The sequence below is a fragment of the Paenibacillus sp. 10L310 genome (assembly GCF_056395745.1).
Map to the genome: position 1 here is coordinate 63,051 of NZ_JBFTKC010000007.1, position 19,497 is coordinate 82,547.

The window sequence follows — 19,497 nt, forward strand, 5'->3', positions numbered from 1 at the left end:
TTGGAACGTATTAGACGATTTATTCGCGAGTTGTCCGAACATCAGTGGCTGGAGCAATTACAGCTGCGCAACTGGGACATTACCCGCGCTTATTATCATGTGCCAGGACAGTATGAGGATCAGGGTGAGTACCCCGAAGGGCAAGATTTTGAGCGTTTTCCGAGCAAACAGGGAACGACTTATTTTTTCAGAACACGTTTGGAGATTCCTGCTACATGGCAGCAAACACCTTATGGGCTTGTATTTGAGACAGGCGGAGAAGGCTTGCTTCGGGTAAATGGGAACTCTTATCAGGGCCTTGACCGCAATCATACCTACGTCACGCTTGATCCATCCAAAGTCGGAAACGCTCCAGAACTGGAGATCGAGATGTTTGATCCAGTACCTGAACCTGTAGACCCGTTGAATCAACAGGCGGTTATTCAGCCACCGATCACATCAATTACGAGCCTGCTGGTGAGACCCAATGAAGCGGTTCGTAGTCTGATGTATACCGTCATTATTGTGCGTGATTCGGCTGTGTTGCTACCGGAAAGTGACTTTCGGCGGGTTCGCCTGTTAGAACTGGTATATCGTGCGATGGATCAATTTGTAGGCATGTCAACAGAAGAGATTGAGCAGGGTGAGGGTATTCGTCAGATTGAGAATAATCTGAAGCATCATGTGCGTGAGATTGGCGGAAACGCGGAAGGTCTGGAGCATATGGTGGGACAGTCCCATATTGATATTGCCTGGCTGTGGCCTGTACGTGAGACGGTACGCAAAACGAGCCGTACTTTCTCCACCGTGGATGCACTCATGAATGAATATCCGGACTATGTTTATTCCCAGAGCCAACCCTTATTATATGCGTTTCTGAAGGAGCATGATCCCGAGCTGTACGCACGGGTGAAGCAGCGGATTGTAGAAGGCCGGTGGGAACTGGTTGGCGGCATGTGGGTTGAGCCGGATCTGAACATCCCGAGCGGGGAGTCCCTGATTCGCCAGATGTTATATGGTCAGCGTTTCTATATGGAGGAGTTTGGCAAGACATCACAGATTGAATGGTTGCCGGATACGTTTGGTTACTGTGCCTCCCTGCCGCAGATTTTGAAGCATGGCAATGTGGAGTATTTCATGACAACAAAGCTCGGATGGAATGACACAAATGTGTTTCCATACGATCTCTTCCATTGGGTGGGTATTGACGGCACACCGATCCTGTCCTACCTCAATCATGGGGTTAACGAACACACCCTGCCGAAGGACATTCATGATCACTGGCAGTCCTACCGTGAGAAAGCAACTCATCCGGAGCATATGCTTCTATACGGACACGGTGATGGCGGCGGTGGTGTAACACGCGAGATGCTGGAGTATGTGGATCGCGCAGACCTGATGGTAGGTCAGCCTGCGAGCCGATATAGCACAGCTGGAGCTTTCTTTGACGGAATTGAAAAGGAGCAACCTGTACTTCCGAAGTGGCATGGCGATCTGTATCTGGAGTTACATCGGGGAACCTATACGACCCATGCGCGCAATAAGCGTAACAACCGGAAAGCGGAGGTTCTGTATCGAGAAGCTGAGCTGTGGAATACACTCGCTCTGCCAGATATGGAGGCAGATGCAGAAGCTGAAGTGCGTTCGAATCTGCATGAAGGCTGGAAATTAATTTTGCTGAATCAATTCCACGATATTATACCGGGATCGGCGATTACGGAGTCCTACGTCACTTCGAATGAGGAATATGTACAGGTATTTGAATTGGGCAGAACCGGACTGGATCAAGGCATTGCTGCATTGACAACGGGTATCAACACAGATGGACCGGAAGGTTCAGTAGCCTATGTTGTATTCAACAGCCTGGGCTGGAAACGGAGTGCAGTCGTTCAACTTCCTGTTCAGGATGGCTTGGATCGCTACGGCATCGATGAAAAAGGCCAGCGCTTGCGGATGGATCGGGAGGATGGCAGCATGTCTATTCTCGTGACAGACATTCCGGCGTTTGGATATAAGACGATTTGGCTGGTACCGGAAAATACAAGGGAAACGAATGTACGGGAAATGACCACCCTTGCCGCACAACCAACCTTAAATGATACATGGGATACCGCCTTTTATCATGTGCAGTTCAACGAACGTGGGGAGATCACCCGTCTGTGGGATAAAACCGCAGAGCGTGAGATGCTGAAGCCGGGTGAACGAGGCAATCAACTTCACTTCTTCCACGATCGTCCAACGCTCTGGGATGCATGGGATATCGACAGTCGTTATGAGGAACAGATTGCTGGCGAAGTGGAACTGTTGGAGAAAAAGCTGGTGCTTGCGGGTTCAACGAAAGATGTCCTGCGTTTCCATTGGAAGCTACATCAATCGGAAATCACACAAGATATCGTCTTTTATCATGATTCACGACGTATCGACTTCCAGACACAGGTGAACTGGAACGAAAATCACAAACTTCTGAAAGTTGGTTTCCCGATTGATGTGGTGACCTCCAAGGCAACATTTGAAATTCCATTTGGCGCACTGGAACGCCCAACACATCGCAACACAAGCTGGGAACAAGCGCAGTATGAAGTCTGTGGACATCGCTTCGCGGATGTGTCCGAATATGGATACGGCGTGAGCCTCCTCAATGACTGCAAGTACGGGTACGACGTGCAGGGAAGCACCATTCGTTTGTCCTTGCTGCGTGCACCAAAATGGCCGGATCGCACAGCCGATCTGGGAGAACATGAATTCACCTATTCCCTGTATCCACATGACGGAGACTGGCGAACTGCACACACCGTACGTCAGGCTGCCGAGTTAAATCATGAGGTGACGGTACAGCAGGTGAAACAAGTACAACAGTCGCAGCAAGTGCAACAGATGGGGCAGATACAACAGATTGCAGGGGCTGAAGTAGACTCAACCGCAGATGCAACTGCAAATGCCAAACATTCTCGCCCAGCTACGGGCTCCTGGATTAACTTCAACAGCAGCCACGTGATTCTAGATACCGTCAAATTGGCAGAGGATGGACAAGGCACCATACTTCGTTTCTATGAATCATCAGGCAAACGCGACAACATCACATTGCAATGGCCACATGCCTTTGAACAGGCGTATCACTCCAACGCACTGGAAGAACCGGTCCAACCACTGGCCCATACCAATGGCCAGATTACATTATCTTTTAAACCTTACCAAATACAAACCGTGCTACTGCGGTAAACCTTTTTGAAATATTTTTGAGCTATACATGTTCAACTAAAAATTTACACGATAACGGAGAGGACAGAAAGAATTCGAAGAAGCGAAGCGTTCGCCTTTATCCCCAGATTTTACCCTTTAGAAAAGGGAATCAAAAAAATCTGGGGATAACAGCGATCGGAGGATCTTTCTGACCGCGCAGTGGTCCCGTGTAAATTTTTTGTTTCATCCTGTATAGCTATACCATTCAATTTGTTTAAGGAGTTGCACTCATCCATGGAACAGTTCAGATTACCCAAAATACCCATGCCACCTGTTGCTTTGCCACAATCCATTCAGGCCGTGCTCGAAGAAGCAGAACAGAAACTGGCTCACCGACCAAAACTGCTTCAATTATTCAAAAACTGCTTCCCTAACACTATCGAAACAACAACCAAGTTGATGGAGGACGGTACGACTTTTGTTATCACAGGGGATATTCCGGCTTCCTGGCTGCGTGATTCCGTGGAGCAGGTGGTACATTACATTCCGTTTGCAAAAGAAGACGAGGACCTGCAACGCATTATTGGCGGGCTGATCAAACGTCATATCCAGTATGTTCACATCGATCCATATGCCAATGCCTTCAATGAGACTGCTAACGACTGGCATTGGAACACCACGGACGAAACAGAGATGTCGCCTTGGGTGTGGGAACGCAAATTTGAGATTGACTCATTATGTTTTGTTGTACGTTTGGCGTATTTATATTGGAAGGAAACCGAGCTGACCGACATTTTTGATTCAAGCTTCAAGGCAGCGATGCGTAAAATCGTGGACCTGTTCAAAGTCGAACAGCATCACATGGAACAATCTCCATATCGCTTTACTCGTAATAACGGCATCCCAACAGATTCCCTGCGCAATCACGGAAAAGGTATGCCAGTCAACTACACGGGGATGATCTGGTCCGGTTTCCGTTCCAGTGATGATGCGTGTGATTTCCACTACAATATCCCTGGCAACATGTTCGCGGTTGTAGCTCTGCGCCAGATGCAGGAGTTTGCCGAGTGGGTGTTCCGGGATATGGAACTTTTGCAGGAATTGAAGGATCTGGAGCAGGACGTGGATCACGGCATTCAGTTGTATGGTATTTATCGTCATCCGGAATTTGGACCGATCTATGCGTACGAGACGGACGGTTATGGCAACCACTGTCTCATGGACGATGCGGGTACACCGGGACTCATGTCCATCCCATATCTGGGTTACGTCACAGCGGATGATCCGATCTACCAGAATACGCGCCGTTTTGCCCTGAGCAAAGAGAACCCGTTCTATTATGAAGGCAAGGTTGCCAAAGGGATCGGAAGTCCGCACACCCCACCAGATTACATCTGGCATATGGGATTGTCCATGCAAGGACTGACTGCGCAGTCTGCCGAGGAGAAACTGGAGATTATTCGCATGCTCGAAGCGACAGATGCAGATACAGGTTATATGCATGAAGGCTTCCACGCCGATGATCCAACGATTTTTACACGAAAATGGTTTGCATGGTCCAACAGCCTGTTCTCCCAGTTGGTCTACAGATCGATGAAGGATGGCCTGTTATGAGTATCCAACCTAATGATAAAAAGCTGATTATCTTCGCTGATCCTGCGTTTCCGATGGAAGGTGCTTCTCCAAGTCATGAGGCTCTGAATACATGGAAAGCAGTCGAAGAGATCACCGTTGTAAACGCCGAAGAACTCGCAGAGGCTTTGAAGACCACAGCAGGTGAAGGATGTCTGGTCAATCTGCATGCACCCTATTTTCCAAAGTCCGCCTGGACGGAGATTGCCGCTTACTTGCATCAGGGCGGAAGCCTGATCAGTGTGGGGGGCGCACCCTTCAAACGTCCGGTTCGATATGAAAATGGGGCATGGGTTGTAGAGTCCGAGCAGACCGCGTATCATCAGGAACTCTATATTCATGAGGCACTGAACGTATCTTCTGCCAATGTGCAATCGTACACTTCATCCGAACAGATCCCGCTTCTCCCTGGGAAAGAGGGGCTGTTTGAGAAGGCAGATACATGGAATTTGGTTCCACATACAACCAAAACAAGTGATCTGCCCCACCAGATGGGGTCATCAGGACCGATGAGTACGCAGATTTATCCATTGCTTCGTGGCATGAGTAAAGACGGGCGCAGTGTCGCCGCTCCGGTCGTTCTGTGGGAAAACTCGCGCGGGACTTTCGTAGGTTCACGCTGGATGTTTGTACATCTGCCGCTGACCACCTCATTCTGGACGCAGGATGGCGCTGCCGAGATTGTGAAATGGGCGCTATTCTGTGCGCAAGGTGTAACTGAGTTATCCCTCAAAACGAATTATGCTTCGTATGAGCCAGATGAGCGGGCTGTACTCACACTTCAAGGTCAGATTTTACAGCGAGCAGGCAATAGACTTACCGAATCCGAGCTGTGGACGTTTGACATAACGGTCGAGCATGAAGATCGCACAAGTGGCACGACGGAGAAGGTATGGAGCCATCGACTGGAGATGGAACTTTCCGGTGAGCAGCGGTTTGAACGCATACTTCTCCCGGTTTCCATTGAAAGTGGGCTGTATCGGATCATATGCCACGCGCAGGCTCCTGACGGTGAAGTTCGGACCTTGCGTCAAGGCTTCTGGGGACAGGATGCTGCACTGCTGGCAGAAGGGGAAGTGATTACCTGCAGCAGGGATTATTTTGTAAAAGACGGACGTCCTCTCCCTGTTGTGGGTATGACCTACATGACCTCCGATGTGGCACGGAAATTTTTATTTCTGCCCAATGCGGATGTCTGGGATCGAGACATGGCTCAGATGGCAAAAGCCGGCATCAACTGGATTCGGACGGGAATCTGGACCGCCTATCGCAACATGATGCAGGTGGACGGACATATGGCAGAGGATGTGCTTCGTGCCATTGATGCATTTATTTTAACGGCAAAACGCCACGGCTTACAGGTCACATTCACCTTCTTCTCCTTTACACCGGAGACATGGGAAGGCACGAATCCGTATTTGGACCCGCAGAGTGTCGAGGCTCAGAAACGTTTTATCCGCAGCATCGTCAGTCGTCACACGCATACAACCCATGTGGACTGGGATCTGATTAATGAGCCATCGATGTTTGATCCGGTGCGCATCTTCTCGGCTGGCCCACGCTCGGCAAGGGATTCATATGAACAGCAGGCTTATATCACTTGGCTTGAGCAGCGGCATCAGACAATTGAAGCGTTGCAGGAGGCATGGAACATGTCACCGAAGCAGCTTCCGAACTTTGCAGCCGCGACTATCCCCGAGGCGGAAGAGATTAATTTTGATGTACAGGACATGCACAAGGCCAAAAAGGGAACACGCTGGCTCGATTACTGTCTCTTCTCTATGGAGATGCACAATGTTTGGGCAAGAGAGCTTGTAGGTACGATCAAGGATCTGGTACCGAATCATCTGGTCACTGTGGGACAGGACGAAGCCCTTGGTGCACAGCGTCCTTCGCCTTTCTTCTATGAACGTGAAGTGGATTATACAACCGTGCACTCCTGGTGGTTAAACGATGATCTGATCTGGGATGGCATTTTCGCTAAAACGCCACATAAGCCAAATCTCATTCAGGAGACGGGCATCATGTATGTGGAAACCCCCGATGGGCGAGCTAAGCGTACGGAAGAGGAGCTTCGTGGTATTCTCGAACGAAAGTACGCCTATGCTTTCTCGACAGGCGGCGCTGGCGCCGTGCAATGGATCTGGAACACCAACTTTTATATGGATAATGCCAATGAGTCCCATATTGGGGCCCTTCGTGCAGATGGTACGGAGAAACCCGAGGCGGATGTGTCTTATGATTTTGGCCGATTCATGGATGGCATTCGTGATCTCTTTGAAGACCGCGATCTGGAGGATATTGCAGTGGTGTTCCCGTATTCCAATGACTTCTCCAACCGTGCCCTCGCCTATGATGCCACAACAAAGCTTACTCGCGTGATGTCTTATGATCTGAAATTGCCATTCCGTGCGTTATCCGAATATCATCTGGAAGCGTTGGAGCAGCAACCACCGAAGCTGATTATCGTACCGAGTCCGCACAATATGGAGAGCGATGCACTTCAACAATTGCTCACGTTTGCGGAGAAGGAAGGCACGAGCCTGCTCATTACAGGGCCGCTGGGACTGGACGCATACTGGAAGGCAACTGACCGGGCCGATCATATCGTAGGTAAACGCAGTCTGGGTAACGTACAGCGGGAAGAACTGCTGAATATTAACGGCGTGAATCACCGGGTGACCTACGGACGGCGTCGTATCGCCGAGGTGGCAAAGGAGACGTTGCTTCATGGAGATAATGGTACAGCAGATGAAGTACACGTTCTGCCTTTGGGTAAAGGGAAATTAATCTGGACTCCACTTCCGCTCGAGTTAAATGGACGGGACGAGCCACTTGCTGAATTGTATCGTTATGCAACCGAGATTTCGGGCATCGAACAGGAGTTGGAATGGATATCTGGCGGAGATATCGCAGGGATCTATGGACGGAAGCTGAGTTTTCCAAAAGGAAATATGTATGTATTTGTATCGGAATTTGCCTTGAACCATGAAGTTCACGTGAGAGATCAACGTACAGGTGTATCGTACTCGTTCCAATTGGAGAAAAACCGTTCGGTGCTGTTTGCCACGGATGCTTCCGGAAAGCTGACTGCGGTGTATCGCCCTGATGAGGTTGAGATTGTACAACAAGATGAAAGAGGTGGGATAACACGATGACCAAGAAAAAGAGAGCACATATTATTTCGCATACCCACTGGGATCGGGAATGGTACTTGCCGTATGAGAAGCATCATATGCGTCTTATTCAGCTCGTCGATTCACTGTTGGATCAGCTTGATGAGGGATCGGACTATAAAAGCTTTTATTTGGATGGACAAACGATTATTATCGATGACTATCTTCAGGTTCGACCGGAGCAGAAGGAAAGACTGGAGAAACATATCCGCAATGGGCGGATTGTGATTGGACCATGGTACATTTTGCAGGATGCGTTTCTGACGAGCGGAGAAGCCAATGTGCGCAACATGCAGGTTGGACATAAGGACGCCAAACGTTACGGCACCCCTTCGAAAATTGGTTACTTTCCCGATACATTTGGATTGGTCGGGCAGACTCCACAGCTGATGCAGCAATCAGGCATTGATAATGTGTTTTTTGGACGTGGTGTGAAGCCGACGGGATTTAACAATACGGTATCGGATGCCGGATATGAATCAAGCTTCTCGGAGCTGATGTGGGAAGGACCAGACGGATCAAAAGTGCTCGGTGTATTGTTTGCCAACTGGTACTCCAACGGAAATGAAGTTCCTGTAGACGAGGAATCGGCCCGCAAGTTCTGGGAAACCAAGCTTGCAGATGCCGAGAAATATGCATCGACCAATGAGTTGTTGTACATGAACGGATGTGATCACCAGCCGATTCAGCGAGATCTGCCAGAAGCGATTCGCATGGCTGAACAATTACATCCCGATATCGAGTTCATTCACTCCAACTTTCCGGATTATCTGGAAGCTTTGAGAGCATCGTCTGAACATGAACTGTCCACGGTCAAAGGCGAACTGCGCAGTCAGCGTACCGATGGCTGGGGAACCCTGGTGAACACCGCCTCGGCTCGTGTGTATCTGAAACAGATGAACCAGCTGGGCCAGACCATGTTGGAAAAAGTGGCTGAACCCCTGGCATCCTACGCCTATCTGCTTGGACATGCCTATCCACATGATCAACTGACGTATGCCTGGAAAACGCTGATGCAAAATCATCCGCATGACAGCATCTGTGGATGCAGTGTGGATGAGGTGCATCGCGAGATGGTGACACGGTTTGATAAGAGCCGTCATGTAGCAGAGGCTTTAATTGAAGAGAGCACCAGCCAGATTACTACAGCTGTCGATACCTCCATATTTGAGCGTTACGGCGAGCAGGCTCGACCTGTTGTGGTATTTAATACAACGGGTTGGGAACGCAGCGGTGTAGTTCAGATGGAACTGGACGCGGCTCGGTTGTATTTCCGGGATGGACATACGTTGGAAGAGATGGCGACGCAGATGAAAGCCGTTGACCTGTCAGACCGCGTACTTGTAGATGAAAATGGTAACCCCATTCCATGTACGGTGGAGGATCTGGGTCTGCAATTTGGCTATGATCTGCCGGATGATCGCTTCCGCCAGCCGTATAGCTGTCGACGAGTTCGCATTCGTTTTGAAGCAGTGCATGTAGCTGCATTTGGCCTGAGAACCTATGCATTGGTCAACGTTGCGGATGATGCTAAGAGTGGTACTCCGTTAAAAACGACTACACTGTTGCGTGGTAAACGTGGCATGGAAAATCAACATTTGATCGTCACGATTGCAGACAACGGTTCATTCACAATCACAGACAAACGAACAGGCCGGACTTACAAGGACCTTGGTGTATACGAAAATGTGGGTGATATCGGTAATGAATATATGTTCAAGCAACCAGAGAATGAAGTAGCATTGACAACACAAGCGCTTCAGGCTGAGATTCGGGTCCTTGAAGATACATCATACTCAGCCTCGTTCGAGGTGATTCATCATTGGGAAATACCGGAGTCAGCAGATGAGATGCTGGATCAGGAACAGCGAGAACTGATTTATTATCCACATCGCAAAGCCCAGCGTTCAACTAAAATGATTCCGCTCCAGATTCGCACGGTTGTATCCCTCAGTCGTAGTGGAAAAGGAGTACAAGTGGAAACAACCATCAACAATCAGGCGAAGGATCATCGGGTACGTGCTCTTTTCCCAACCGATCTTGTATCTGCTGTTCATCATGTGGATTCCATGTTCGAAATTGCAACGCGTGATAACAAGCCTGCACCGGAGTGGCAAAATCCAAGCAATACACAGCATCAACAGAATTTTGTGGATGTGAGTGAAAAAGAGGCGGGATTGGTCGTAGCCAATCTGGGTCTGAATGAATATGAAGTCCTTCAAGATGGACGTAACACCATCGCCGTAACGCTGCTTCGTGCTGTGGGCGAACTCGGAGACTGGGGTTTGTTCCCGACACCGGAAGCACAATGCCTTGGTGAACATACATTTCAGATCGAGATCATTCCGCATGATGGAAATGGTGCAGCATCAGGTGCATATATTGAGGCGTATCAGTTCCAGGTTCCTTGGACGCTGGCACAAACCGAAGTACACACGGGTTATCTGACACCTAACAACACACCGTTTGCATGGCAAGGGGAAGGATTGGCGTTTTCTTCACTCAAGGTAAATGAGGATTCCGGCGATGTCATGTTACGCTGGTTCAATATGACCACCGACTCTGCCACGTTGAAGCTTGCAACATCACAAGCGAATCCGCAGCCATTCGAAACGGCATACAAAAGCAACATCCTGGAGGAAGAGGGCGAAATACTTCATCTTAACAGCATAGAAGAGGCATCAACATTATCATTTGCCACCAAGGAATGGAACATACAGACAGATTCATGCGAGATCGTTACTGTCGGCTTGCGCCGCTGATCAAAGTTGTTTAAAGAGTCGAAAAACAGACTTTTGAACACACACTAAAAGGTACAGGACTGCAAGTGTACTATAAACTAGGCATTACGTACGGTGGCAGAAGGGTTACGCTATTTACCAGATCTATGAGTTGAGTTATTGGTTGTTTTTCTATAGAATGAACAGTAGAATTGCAAATGATCGAAAGTTCCTATGCCATCAAGATGGTCACAGGTACACTTCATTGTTCATTCTATATTGAAACATTAAGGGGGCTTGAAGCCATGGAATCCTTGGGAGGACTGCTTCAGCAGCTGAACCCTGCCTTTCGTGAGCAATCGCGGCGGATTGCGGCGGAATTGATGGAAAATCCGTACGTACGCGAATTCCGCGCAGGTCATCCTGAACTGCAAGATGCACAGCTCATGACCGATCTGAGCAAGCTGTTTCAGTACGCCAAAGACTCTAAGAACTGTGCGAATTGCCCAGGACTCGACAACTGCCCTAACGATTTTCAGGGCCACTTTTGCAAACTGGAAGTAGAACATTTTAACGGTAAACCCGAAATCATAGATATAAAAGCGCCTTGTTCCAAACATATCGCCCGGCAAAATGAACATATTATTAAGCAACGCATTCGCAGTTTCTATGTGGACGAGCGTGCGCTCAGTGCCGGATACAACGACGTTGAGATTATGGGCAAGGATCGGATGCGTGCTCCGGCAGTAAATCAGGTGCTTCGTTATATTAGCGAGACCAAGGAGAATGGATTATCTCCGCAAGGACTGTTTCTGGAAGGAACATTCGGGACGGGCAAGACGTTTCTGATGTGTTACCTGTTGCATGAACTGGCGGTTGCAGGCCACACGGGTGTCATTATTTATATGCCTGACTTTGTGGAGGATCTGAAATCCATGATTAGTGAAGGGCAGAAGCTGAAGGAAATGACGGATATTTTGAAAAGTTGTGATCTGCTCATCTTTGATGATATCGGGGCAGAGAATCTGAACCCTTGGGTTCGGGATCATGTGATGGGGTCTATTCTGAACTATCGGATGAATCGCAAACCAACGTTTTATACGTCCAATTACAATCTGGATGGGCTGGAGAAACATCTTAGTTTCACCAATCGGGACGGCGAGGAAATGAATAAAGGGCAGCGTCTCATGGACCGGATTCGTCCATTTGTGGATGTAATCTCCGTTCGGGGTGAGAATCAGCGCGGCAAACGTTGAACCGATCTAATTGAACGAAATGATTCTGGACAAGGTTAATCTTCAAATTATCGGTGGAGCTTACGATTTAGAAGCTGAGCTGATTGCAATCAAAAGCTAAAGTAGTCCCAAAAAAAGCCTGGCTTTCGCATTGTCGCGAAAACCGGGCTTTTCTGGTCCTGCGTGAGCCTGGAAGCATCCTATTCGGTGAGGAATTTGAAGATAACCATACCGAAAAAGATCACTGTCATCAGACCGGCCATGCCGGCAACACCCGCGATCAGATCAAATAGATCGTTGCGGGGTTCCTCGTTCACATGTTCACGCGGGTCGCTGATCCGCACATTTGCATCCATGTTATTGCCTCCTTATGGGGAAACAGCTTGCCCGTATGGGGGCTGAAACCCGGAGTAATTTTAGTATACTTGGAAAAGAAAGCGTTTGTAAAGATTTTGCAGTTAGTATGTTACATCCTGTAATTGTGAAGATTTGATGTTGGGAAGATGAACATTGCAGCGTTCAATTCACAAGTTTGACGTACCTGTGTTATACTGGAAGTGTCGTTCACGACGTTACAGGTTAAAATAAACCGTAAGTATATATAAGGAGGACAATTTCATGGCTATTGTTAACGTATCCGATCAATCCTTCAACGCTGAAGTAGAAGGCGAAGGAACGGTTCTTGTTGATTTCTGGGCGCCTTGGTGTGGTCCTTGTAAAATGCTCGCTCCAATCCTGGAAGAGCTGTCCACAGAAGTTGGCGATGCAGTGAAAATTGCTAAAGTTAACGTGGATGAAAATCCGGAATCTGCTTCCCGCTTTGGCGTAATGAGCATTCCAACTTTGATCTTCTTCAAAGACGGTCAACCGGTAGATAAAGTGGTTGGTCTGAATTCGAAAGATGCACTCAAAGGAATTATCGCAAAACACCAATAATTTACAGGCTTACACATACGCCTCCGGTTTACATGCCGGGGGCGTTTTGCGTCGAATACCTTTATATAGGACAATATAAAGTATATATTTTTTATTAAATGAAACTGGAAATTTACATGTTAACGGAGAGGACAGAAATGAGCTGTAGAAGCGAAGCGTTCGCCTTTATCACCGGATTTTCCCCTTTTAAAAAAGGGAATCGAAAAAATCTGGGGATAACAGCGATCGAAAGATCATTCTGTCGTCGGAGTATTTCATGTAACGTGAGGATTTCAGCTTTTTCGGGAAGGAGGATTCACCGAATTATGGACCAATTCATCAATGATTTGCAGGATCAGGAGAAGGCATTGGAGCAGATTCGTCACAAGCTCGCTTTGCTGCCAGACATGTCTGGATGTTACCTGATGAAAAACAGTGAAGGCACCATTATCTACGTAGGTAAGGCTAAAGTTCTGAAGAACCGCGTACGCTCTTATTTTATCGGCAGTCATAACGGAAAGACGCAGCGTCTGGTGTCCGAAATCCGTGATTTCGAATATATCGTGACGGGCAGTAACATGGAAGCACTCATTCTGGAGTGTAACTTGATCAAGAAACATATGCCGCGGTATAACGTGTTGCTCAAGGATGACAAGACATTCCCATATCTTAAAATTACCAATGAAAAGCACCCCCGGTTGGAAGTAACCCGGCGTGTGCTGAAAGATAAAGCCAAATACTTCGGACCTTATCCGAACTCGTATGCGGCACACCAAACAAAAAAACTGCTCGACCGCATGTATCCACTGCGCAAATGTGGTGTAATGCCCAAAGAAGTGTGCCTGTACTATCACATGGGACAGTGTCTCGCCCCTTGTGTGAAGGAAGTGGAGAAGGAGCAGTACGACCAGATTTCCCAAGAGATTGGTTCATTTCTGAGCGGTGGTCACGAAGAGATCAAGAAGGATTTGCAGCGTAAGATGCAGGAGGCCGCGGAAGATCTTTATTTTGAACGAGCCAAGGAACTGCGCGACCAGGTGATCGCCATCGATGCGATGATGGAAAAACAGAAAATTACGATGGCCGATGCCAGAGACCGTGATGTATTTGGTTTTGCCATTGATAAAGGCTGGATGTGTGTCCAGATTCTATATATGCGTCAGGGTAAAATGATTGAACGTCACGTATCAACCTTCCCGTTTTACGGTGAGGCGTATAGTGACTTCATGTCCTATGTAACACAGTATTACAGCGATAATCCGGCATTGCCACAAGAAATTTTGTTGCCGGAAATGCCCAAGGATCTTGCAACGGATAACGAAAGTTTGGATACAGTATCTGATGCTGAGGGATCGGTGCCTGCCGCAGTTACGGTAGAATTCGAGCAGATGGGACAAGTGGAGCGCAGTAACGCTTCCCAGCCACTGGTTGCTGAGAGTCGTGCAGCTTACGGAGGTTCCACTGAGGCAGAAGGTGAACAACCTGACAGTATGCAAGAGGATGCTCCAATAACGGATATAACTGCTTCAAATGAAAAGCTTCCATCAGGACTGGAAGACCCAACTCAGGTTGCTGCTGCTTTACAAGAGTGGTTGGAGATCAAAGTGCTCATTCCGCAACGTGGATTGAAACGGCAGATGATCACGATGGCCGTGGACAACGCACGTGTGGCATTGGAAGAGAAGTTCCGTTTGATTGAGCGAAATGAAGAACGTACCTCCAAAGCTGCCGAAGGACTGGGACGTTTTATTGGACTGGATCAGCTTCACCGTATTGAAGCGTTTGATAACTCGAACATTCAGGGTACAAACCCGGTATCTGCCATGATCGTATTTACCGATGGTAAACCGGATAAGAAGGAATATCGGAAGTACAAGGTCCGTTCGGTTGAAGGGCCGGATGATTATGAAACGATGAGAGAGGTCATCCGTCGCCGTTACGAACGGGTATTAAAAGAAAACCTGACCCAGCCTGACCTGATTGTGGTCGATGGTGGTAAAGGACAGATTTCGGCTGCGGTCGATATTTTGGAAAATGAGCTGGGGCTGTTTATTCCGGTATGTGGTCTGGTGAAGGATGCGAAGCATAAGACTTCACAGTTGATGATCGGTAATCCACCGGAAGTCATCTCCCTGCCACGGGATAGTCAGGAATTCTACCTGTTGCAGCGGATACAGGAAGAGGTCCACCGTTTTGCGATCTCGTTCCACCGGGAACAGCGTGGCAAATCCATGGTGACATCACGTTTGGATGCCATTCCGGGTATTGGAGAGAAGCGGCGTAAGCTGCTGTTGAAGCATTTTGGTTCTTTGCGCAAAATAAAAGAGGCCAGCGTTGAAGACTTCCGGCCTCTATCTATTGGTGACAAACTGGCAAATCAGATTATTGCAGCACTTCGGGATGAGGAGTCGTAACATACGGCTTCTCTTTTTGTTTTGGATTGAATTTGTAGACCACATATCCAACAATTGCCGGGAGTACAATCCAGAAGAGTCCAGCTGTCATATTCAGGGCATCGCCCATAAAGACCAAGCTGAGTCCCATCAACAAGCTGTCGAAGATCACATGGGCGAATACAACGGCAATGAAGCCGTGACGCAGCATGATCAGACTGAACAGCAATCCAATCACCAACAGCTCAATGGGACGGGTGATTACTGGATAGATCGGATACAATGTGTGTCCAAGTGCCCAAATGATGGTTGGAATCAAACAGGCAATAAACGTGTTACGCACAATCTTTTGCATCATGCGAATGCCGAACAGTCGATAAACAGTTTCTTCACCAATACCGGCCATCCAGGCCATGATCGGGAAGAGCCAGGCATAGGTCATATTAAATGTAGATTGATCTGCTGACGTTGTTGACCATGTGCCAATGCTTCGCTCCAGAATGAAGAACAGGATGGATTGCACACCCAGTAGAATGAATGCCCACAGGTAACCAGCAACCATGCTGTGAAGTACATATTTTCCATATCCGGGTTCTTTGGCACGAGGCCATGGGTTCAGACCTATTTTGCGCCACATGCCGTCACCAGCAACAAGAGACAGATAGATGGTTGCACTCATGACCAGTGTAATTCCCGCCTGCATTAACATCAGGAACGCTAACATGAAGCTGGAGAGCCCTTGTGCCTGAAAGAGTGGAATCATGTTCAGCGTACCAATTACCGAAGCTGCGAAATACACCAGCGAGAGGATGATCCCGCGTTTGAAAGACGTATGTGCTCGGGTCAGAATGCTATAGATGATTGCCAGCACGCCCAGAACAAAGGTCAGGAATGCATAGCCGCCATAGGTCATCCAATTGGCTTGGCGCGTTTGATCTTTCACATAATCGGTATGGGATTCAGGGACAGAGAATCCAGGATCGAAGGATCGTACCGCACCCTCTTCAAACGTAAAATTCAATTCAAGCTTAGAGTCTCCAATGGCTTTTTCAGAATCCACATACTTCAGTCCCGCTTCACCATCGCGAGTCTCCAGTTGAAGTACCGGCACTTCATAACCGAATTCGGTCAGAACGCCAGCCGCGAGCTGTTGTTTCTCGTCCAGAGACATATTGCCTTCAGCAAGTACTTGCGATGTGGTCACTCGTCCACTAACCTGCTCCGCCTCAATGGCGGTATAGAGTGAAGAAGGTAGTTCTCGTTTGAAGCCGACGACTTTTCCTGTTTTCATATGTACGTCAACATTAAGATAACCGCCCTTGTCTTGATCAGGCAAACGAACGCGGAATACATCGTAAGGATAGCTTGTTTCCCATTTCTGGTTATAGGTATCAAGTTGTTTGGTTTTGGCCATATACCCGTAGATATCCGAATGTGTCTGGTAGGTGACCAGGGTTTTTGCATCATCATTTGGCAGTGTATAGTCATTCACAGAAGCTGCAAATGATCGTGCGGATTGCTTCGCCTGCTCCTTGGTTATGAAGGACGTAGACGAAATTTCTGTCGTTTGTGATGAGGTAGCAGGAAAGATCTGAAATACAAAAAATAGAATCAGGCCAATCGCCGCAAGCAACCCCAGCCGCTTGAAGTTAGCCTTGAGTAGCAAAGGCTGCCCTAAGGGATTCATGTAATGGTGTTCCTCCTTTATTGATAGAGGTAGTTCAAAAAGTTTCTATCTTCATCCCATCTTCTTGGTACTGAAAACCGCCCTTTTTGAACACGCACTAATATGGATATTAAAGTTAACATAGCACAGGCCAAGCACCGAATGCCAATGATGTAACGAAAACAGGTGTAAATCCTTGAAAATGAATGAAAAGGACCGAAAGAATCTGATCCATCCGTCGCCATATCTGAGTTCTTCCCTTTTTGGCTGAATTCGATCCGATTTACACAAAAAACGTTTTGTCTACAAACGTCGCAGCGCTTATAATTTTGAAACAAATGTGCAATGATTCGCATGTCTTTCGCCCAACAAGGGAACGAATAGGATATATTCCAACTTCATTATATATGTCGTTTTAATCTGAATCATACTTGTTTAACGTTTGGGAACAGCATTTCAAATGAAGAAGGCTCCACGGGTGTGGAGTTATTTTCATTTTAGAAGAGGTGGAAGATACTCAAGTGAAACTGAATGTGCAATGGATGCGATTATCGCCACCCCGTATTCTTGTGTTAGGGTTTGCTGGCATTATATTGGTAGGCACACTGTTGTTAATGCTTCCGGCATCCAACCGTAACGGTGACAGTCTTGCATTTATTGATGCGCTCTTTACAGCAACTTCGGCTGTTTGTGTCACTGGTTTGGTTGTGGTTGATACAGGGACTCATTTCTCGGTGCTGGGTCAGGTTGTGATCGCCATTCTGATTCAGATTGGCGGACTGGGCTTCATGACAATGTCCACATTGGTTGCCATTGCGTTCAAACGGCGGATTTCGCTTAGAGAACGGTTGATTCTACAGGAAGCGATGAATCAGAGCACGATGGAGGGCATCGTCCGGCTGATCCGTAAAGTTGTGATCTACTCACTCATTATCGAAGGCATATGTGGCACACTGTTTGCCATTCGCTGGTCGTTCGACATGCCGATTGGACAGGCGATCTATTATGGCTATTGGCATGCGATCTCCATGTTCAACAATGCGGGCTTTGATATGTTTGGGGATTTCCGCAGTTTGACCGGTTATTTGTATGACCCGTTGGTTAATTTTACAGCAATGTTCCTGATTGTCTCTGGCGGTATTGGTTTTGTGGTGTTGTCAGACCTGGTGGATTACCGCAAAACGCGGAAGCTGTCTCTGCACTCCAAAGTTGTACTGTTAATGACTGGATTGTTAATTGTGTTTGGTGCACTTGTCATTTTCGTATTTGAATTCAGCAATCCACGGACACTGGGTGGCCTGAACTGGGGTGGCAAAATTCTCGGTTCATTCTTCCAGTCCGTTACGCCGCGAACAGCAGGAGCCAATACGGTAGATATTGCCGGGCTGAGACAGGCAACACAGTTCTTTATGATCATTCTGATGTTCATTGGTGCTTCGCCGGGTTCTACCGGAGGCGGGATCAAAACAACGACATTTATGATTATGGCTGGCGCAGTCATCGCCATGATGCGTGGACGTGAAGATATCGTGTTTTTCCGCTACCGGCTCGTACAGGAACGGATCTTCAAGGCGCTTACCATTACATTGCTGGCGCTTTTGTTCATCATAGCTGTAACGATGGCATTAAGTACCACAGAAGACGCCAGTTTTATGATGATCTTATTTGAAACTACATCGGCCTTTGGTACCGTTGGATTATCGCTCGGACTGACGCTGAAACTGACTACATTGGGCAAACTCCTGATCTGTTTTACGATGTTTGCAGGAAGGCTTGGACCGATCACATTAGCGTATGCACTTGGGCAGAAAAAGGGTAAAGAGTTATACAGGTATCCGGAAGGCAAAATGATTATTGGATAAATCTATTTTTAGTGAGTTTTGAAATTGATTTGGATAAGGGGTTCGTGAAGAACAATGAAAACACAGCAGTTTGCGGTGATTGGGCTTGGGCGGTTTGGCTCCAGTCTGGCACAGGAATTAATGGAACTCGGCTACGAGGTGCTCGGGATCGATAAAAATGAAGAAGTCGTCGAAGACATTAGTGAATTGGTCACCCATGCCGTTGTAGCCGATGCCACAGATGAGGAAGTGCTACGCTCCCTGGGTATTCGAAATTTTGACTGCTGTATCGTTGCTATCGGGGATGATATTCAGACGAGCATTCTCACCGCGATTCTGTTAAAAGAGCTGGGCGTCAAGACGGTCGTGGCCAAGGCCATATCCGTCCTTCACGGACGCGCATTGGATAAACTGGGGATTGATCGTGTCGTTTATCCTGAGCGGGATATGGGTATTCGGGTTGCCCACCAGCTGGTTACCCCGAACTTGCTGGATTACATTGAATTATCCAATGATTACAGTATTGTCGAGATGAAGGTTCCCGCCTGTCTGCACAACAAAACCCTTTCGACCCTGAATGCACGTGTACGTTTTGGTTGCAGCATTGTGGCGTTACAGAAAGAAGCTGGGGTCATTATCGCTCCGACGGCACTGGATTCGCTTCAAATGGGGGATATCATGGTCATTATTGGTAATAATGCAGATATCGACCGATTTGAAGAAGAGGTTATCAGCCAAGAGAGCTGATAATTATCATGAG

The 19,497-nt window shown here is 47.8% G+C and carries 11 protein-coding genes; 9 read left to right on the plus strand and 2 right to left on the minus strand.

The window, feature by feature from the left end; translation table 11 throughout:
• The 5 genes from AC1DE7_RS16920 to dnaI all read left to right on the plus strand — a co-directional run bounded on the left by AC1DE7_RS16920 (position 1) and on the right by dnaI (position 11,943).
• A complete protein-coding gene (locus tag AC1DE7_RS16920) occupies positions 1–3,198 on the plus strand; it encodes an alpha-mannosidase (RefSeq protein ID WP_477534843.1) in 3,198 nt (1,065 codons plus the stop codon).
• Between the two features lie 255 nt (positions 3,199–3,453).
• Positions 3,454–4,773, plus strand: a complete 1,320-nt coding sequence (locus tag AC1DE7_RS16925; RefSeq protein WP_076329001.1) for a glycoside hydrolase family 125 protein — start codon at positions 3,454–3,456, stop codon at positions 4,771–4,773.
• The gene (locus AC1DE7_RS16930) at positions 4,770–7,949 is read left to right on the plus strand and encodes a beta-galactosidase (protein ID WP_477534844.1); all 3,180 of its coding nucleotides are present in this window, start codon (positions 4,770–4,772) and stop codon (positions 7,947–7,949) included. The genes AC1DE7_RS16925 and AC1DE7_RS16930 overlap by 4 nt, the downstream gene beginning before the upstream one ends.
• Positions 7,946–10,729 carry an alpha-mannosidase gene (locus AC1DE7_RS16935; protein ID WP_477534845.1) on the plus strand — a complete coding sequence of 928 codons (2,784 nt, stop codon included), beginning with the start codon at positions 7,946–7,948 and terminating at the stop codon, positions 10,727–10,729. Before AC1DE7_RS16930 ends, AC1DE7_RS16935 begins: the two co-directional genes overlap by 4 nt.
• A 263-nt stretch (positions 10,730–10,992) precedes the next feature.
• Positions 10,993–11,943, plus strand: a complete 951-nt coding sequence (gene dnaI, locus AC1DE7_RS16940) for a primosomal protein DnaI (RefSeq protein WP_036605787.1) — start codon at positions 10,993–10,995, stop codon at positions 11,941–11,943.
• Between the two features lie 179 nt (positions 11,944–12,122).
• Here dnaI and AC1DE7_RS16945 read toward each other — a convergent pair whose 3' ends face one another.
• Positions 12,123–12,278, minus strand: coding sequence for a hypothetical protein (locus AC1DE7_RS16945; RefSeq protein ID WP_017692450.1), 156 nt, complete (start codon positions 12,276–12,278; stop codon positions 12,123–12,125).
• Between the two features lie 262 nt (positions 12,279–12,540).
• Here AC1DE7_RS16945 and trxA point away from each other — a divergent pair, with 262 nt between their 5' ends.
• Together trxA and uvrC are read left to right on the plus strand one after the other, a co-directional pair.
• Positions 12,541–12,858 (plus strand): thioredoxin, encoded by a 318-nt coding sequence (gene trxA / locus AC1DE7_RS16950; RefSeq protein ID WP_017692451.1) that lies wholly within the window; start codon positions 12,541–12,543, stop codon positions 12,856–12,858.
• A gap of 305 nt (positions 12,859–13,163) precedes the next feature.
• Positions 13,164–15,251, plus strand: coding sequence for an excinuclease ABC subunit UvrC (uvrC, locus tag AC1DE7_RS16955; RefSeq protein WP_076253248.1), 2,088 nt, complete (start codon positions 13,164–13,166; stop codon positions 15,249–15,251).
• Here the strand turns inward: uvrC and AC1DE7_RS16960 are convergent.
• Positions 15,220–16,917 (minus strand): CPBP family intramembrane glutamic endopeptidase, encoded by a 1,698-nt coding sequence (locus AC1DE7_RS16960; protein ID WP_477534846.1) that lies wholly within the window; start codon positions 16,915–16,917, stop codon positions 15,220–15,222. The genes uvrC and AC1DE7_RS16960 overlap by 32 nt on opposite strands.
• Positions 16,918–17,438: 521 nt before the next feature.
• On the opposite strand from AC1DE7_RS16960, the gene AC1DE7_RS16965 reads away from it, so the two are divergent.
• Entirely contained in the window at positions 17,439–18,758 is a 1,320-nt protein-coding gene (locus AC1DE7_RS16965; protein ID WP_477534906.1) for a TrkH family potassium uptake protein, read from the plus strand.
• Positions 18,759–18,812: 54 nt separating this feature from the next.
• Positions 18,813–19,484, plus strand: coding sequence for a potassium channel family protein (locus tag AC1DE7_RS16970; RefSeq protein WP_017692455.1), 672 nt, complete (start codon positions 18,813–18,815; stop codon positions 19,482–19,484).
• The last annotated feature ends 13 nt before the right edge of the window (positions 19,485–19,497 follow it).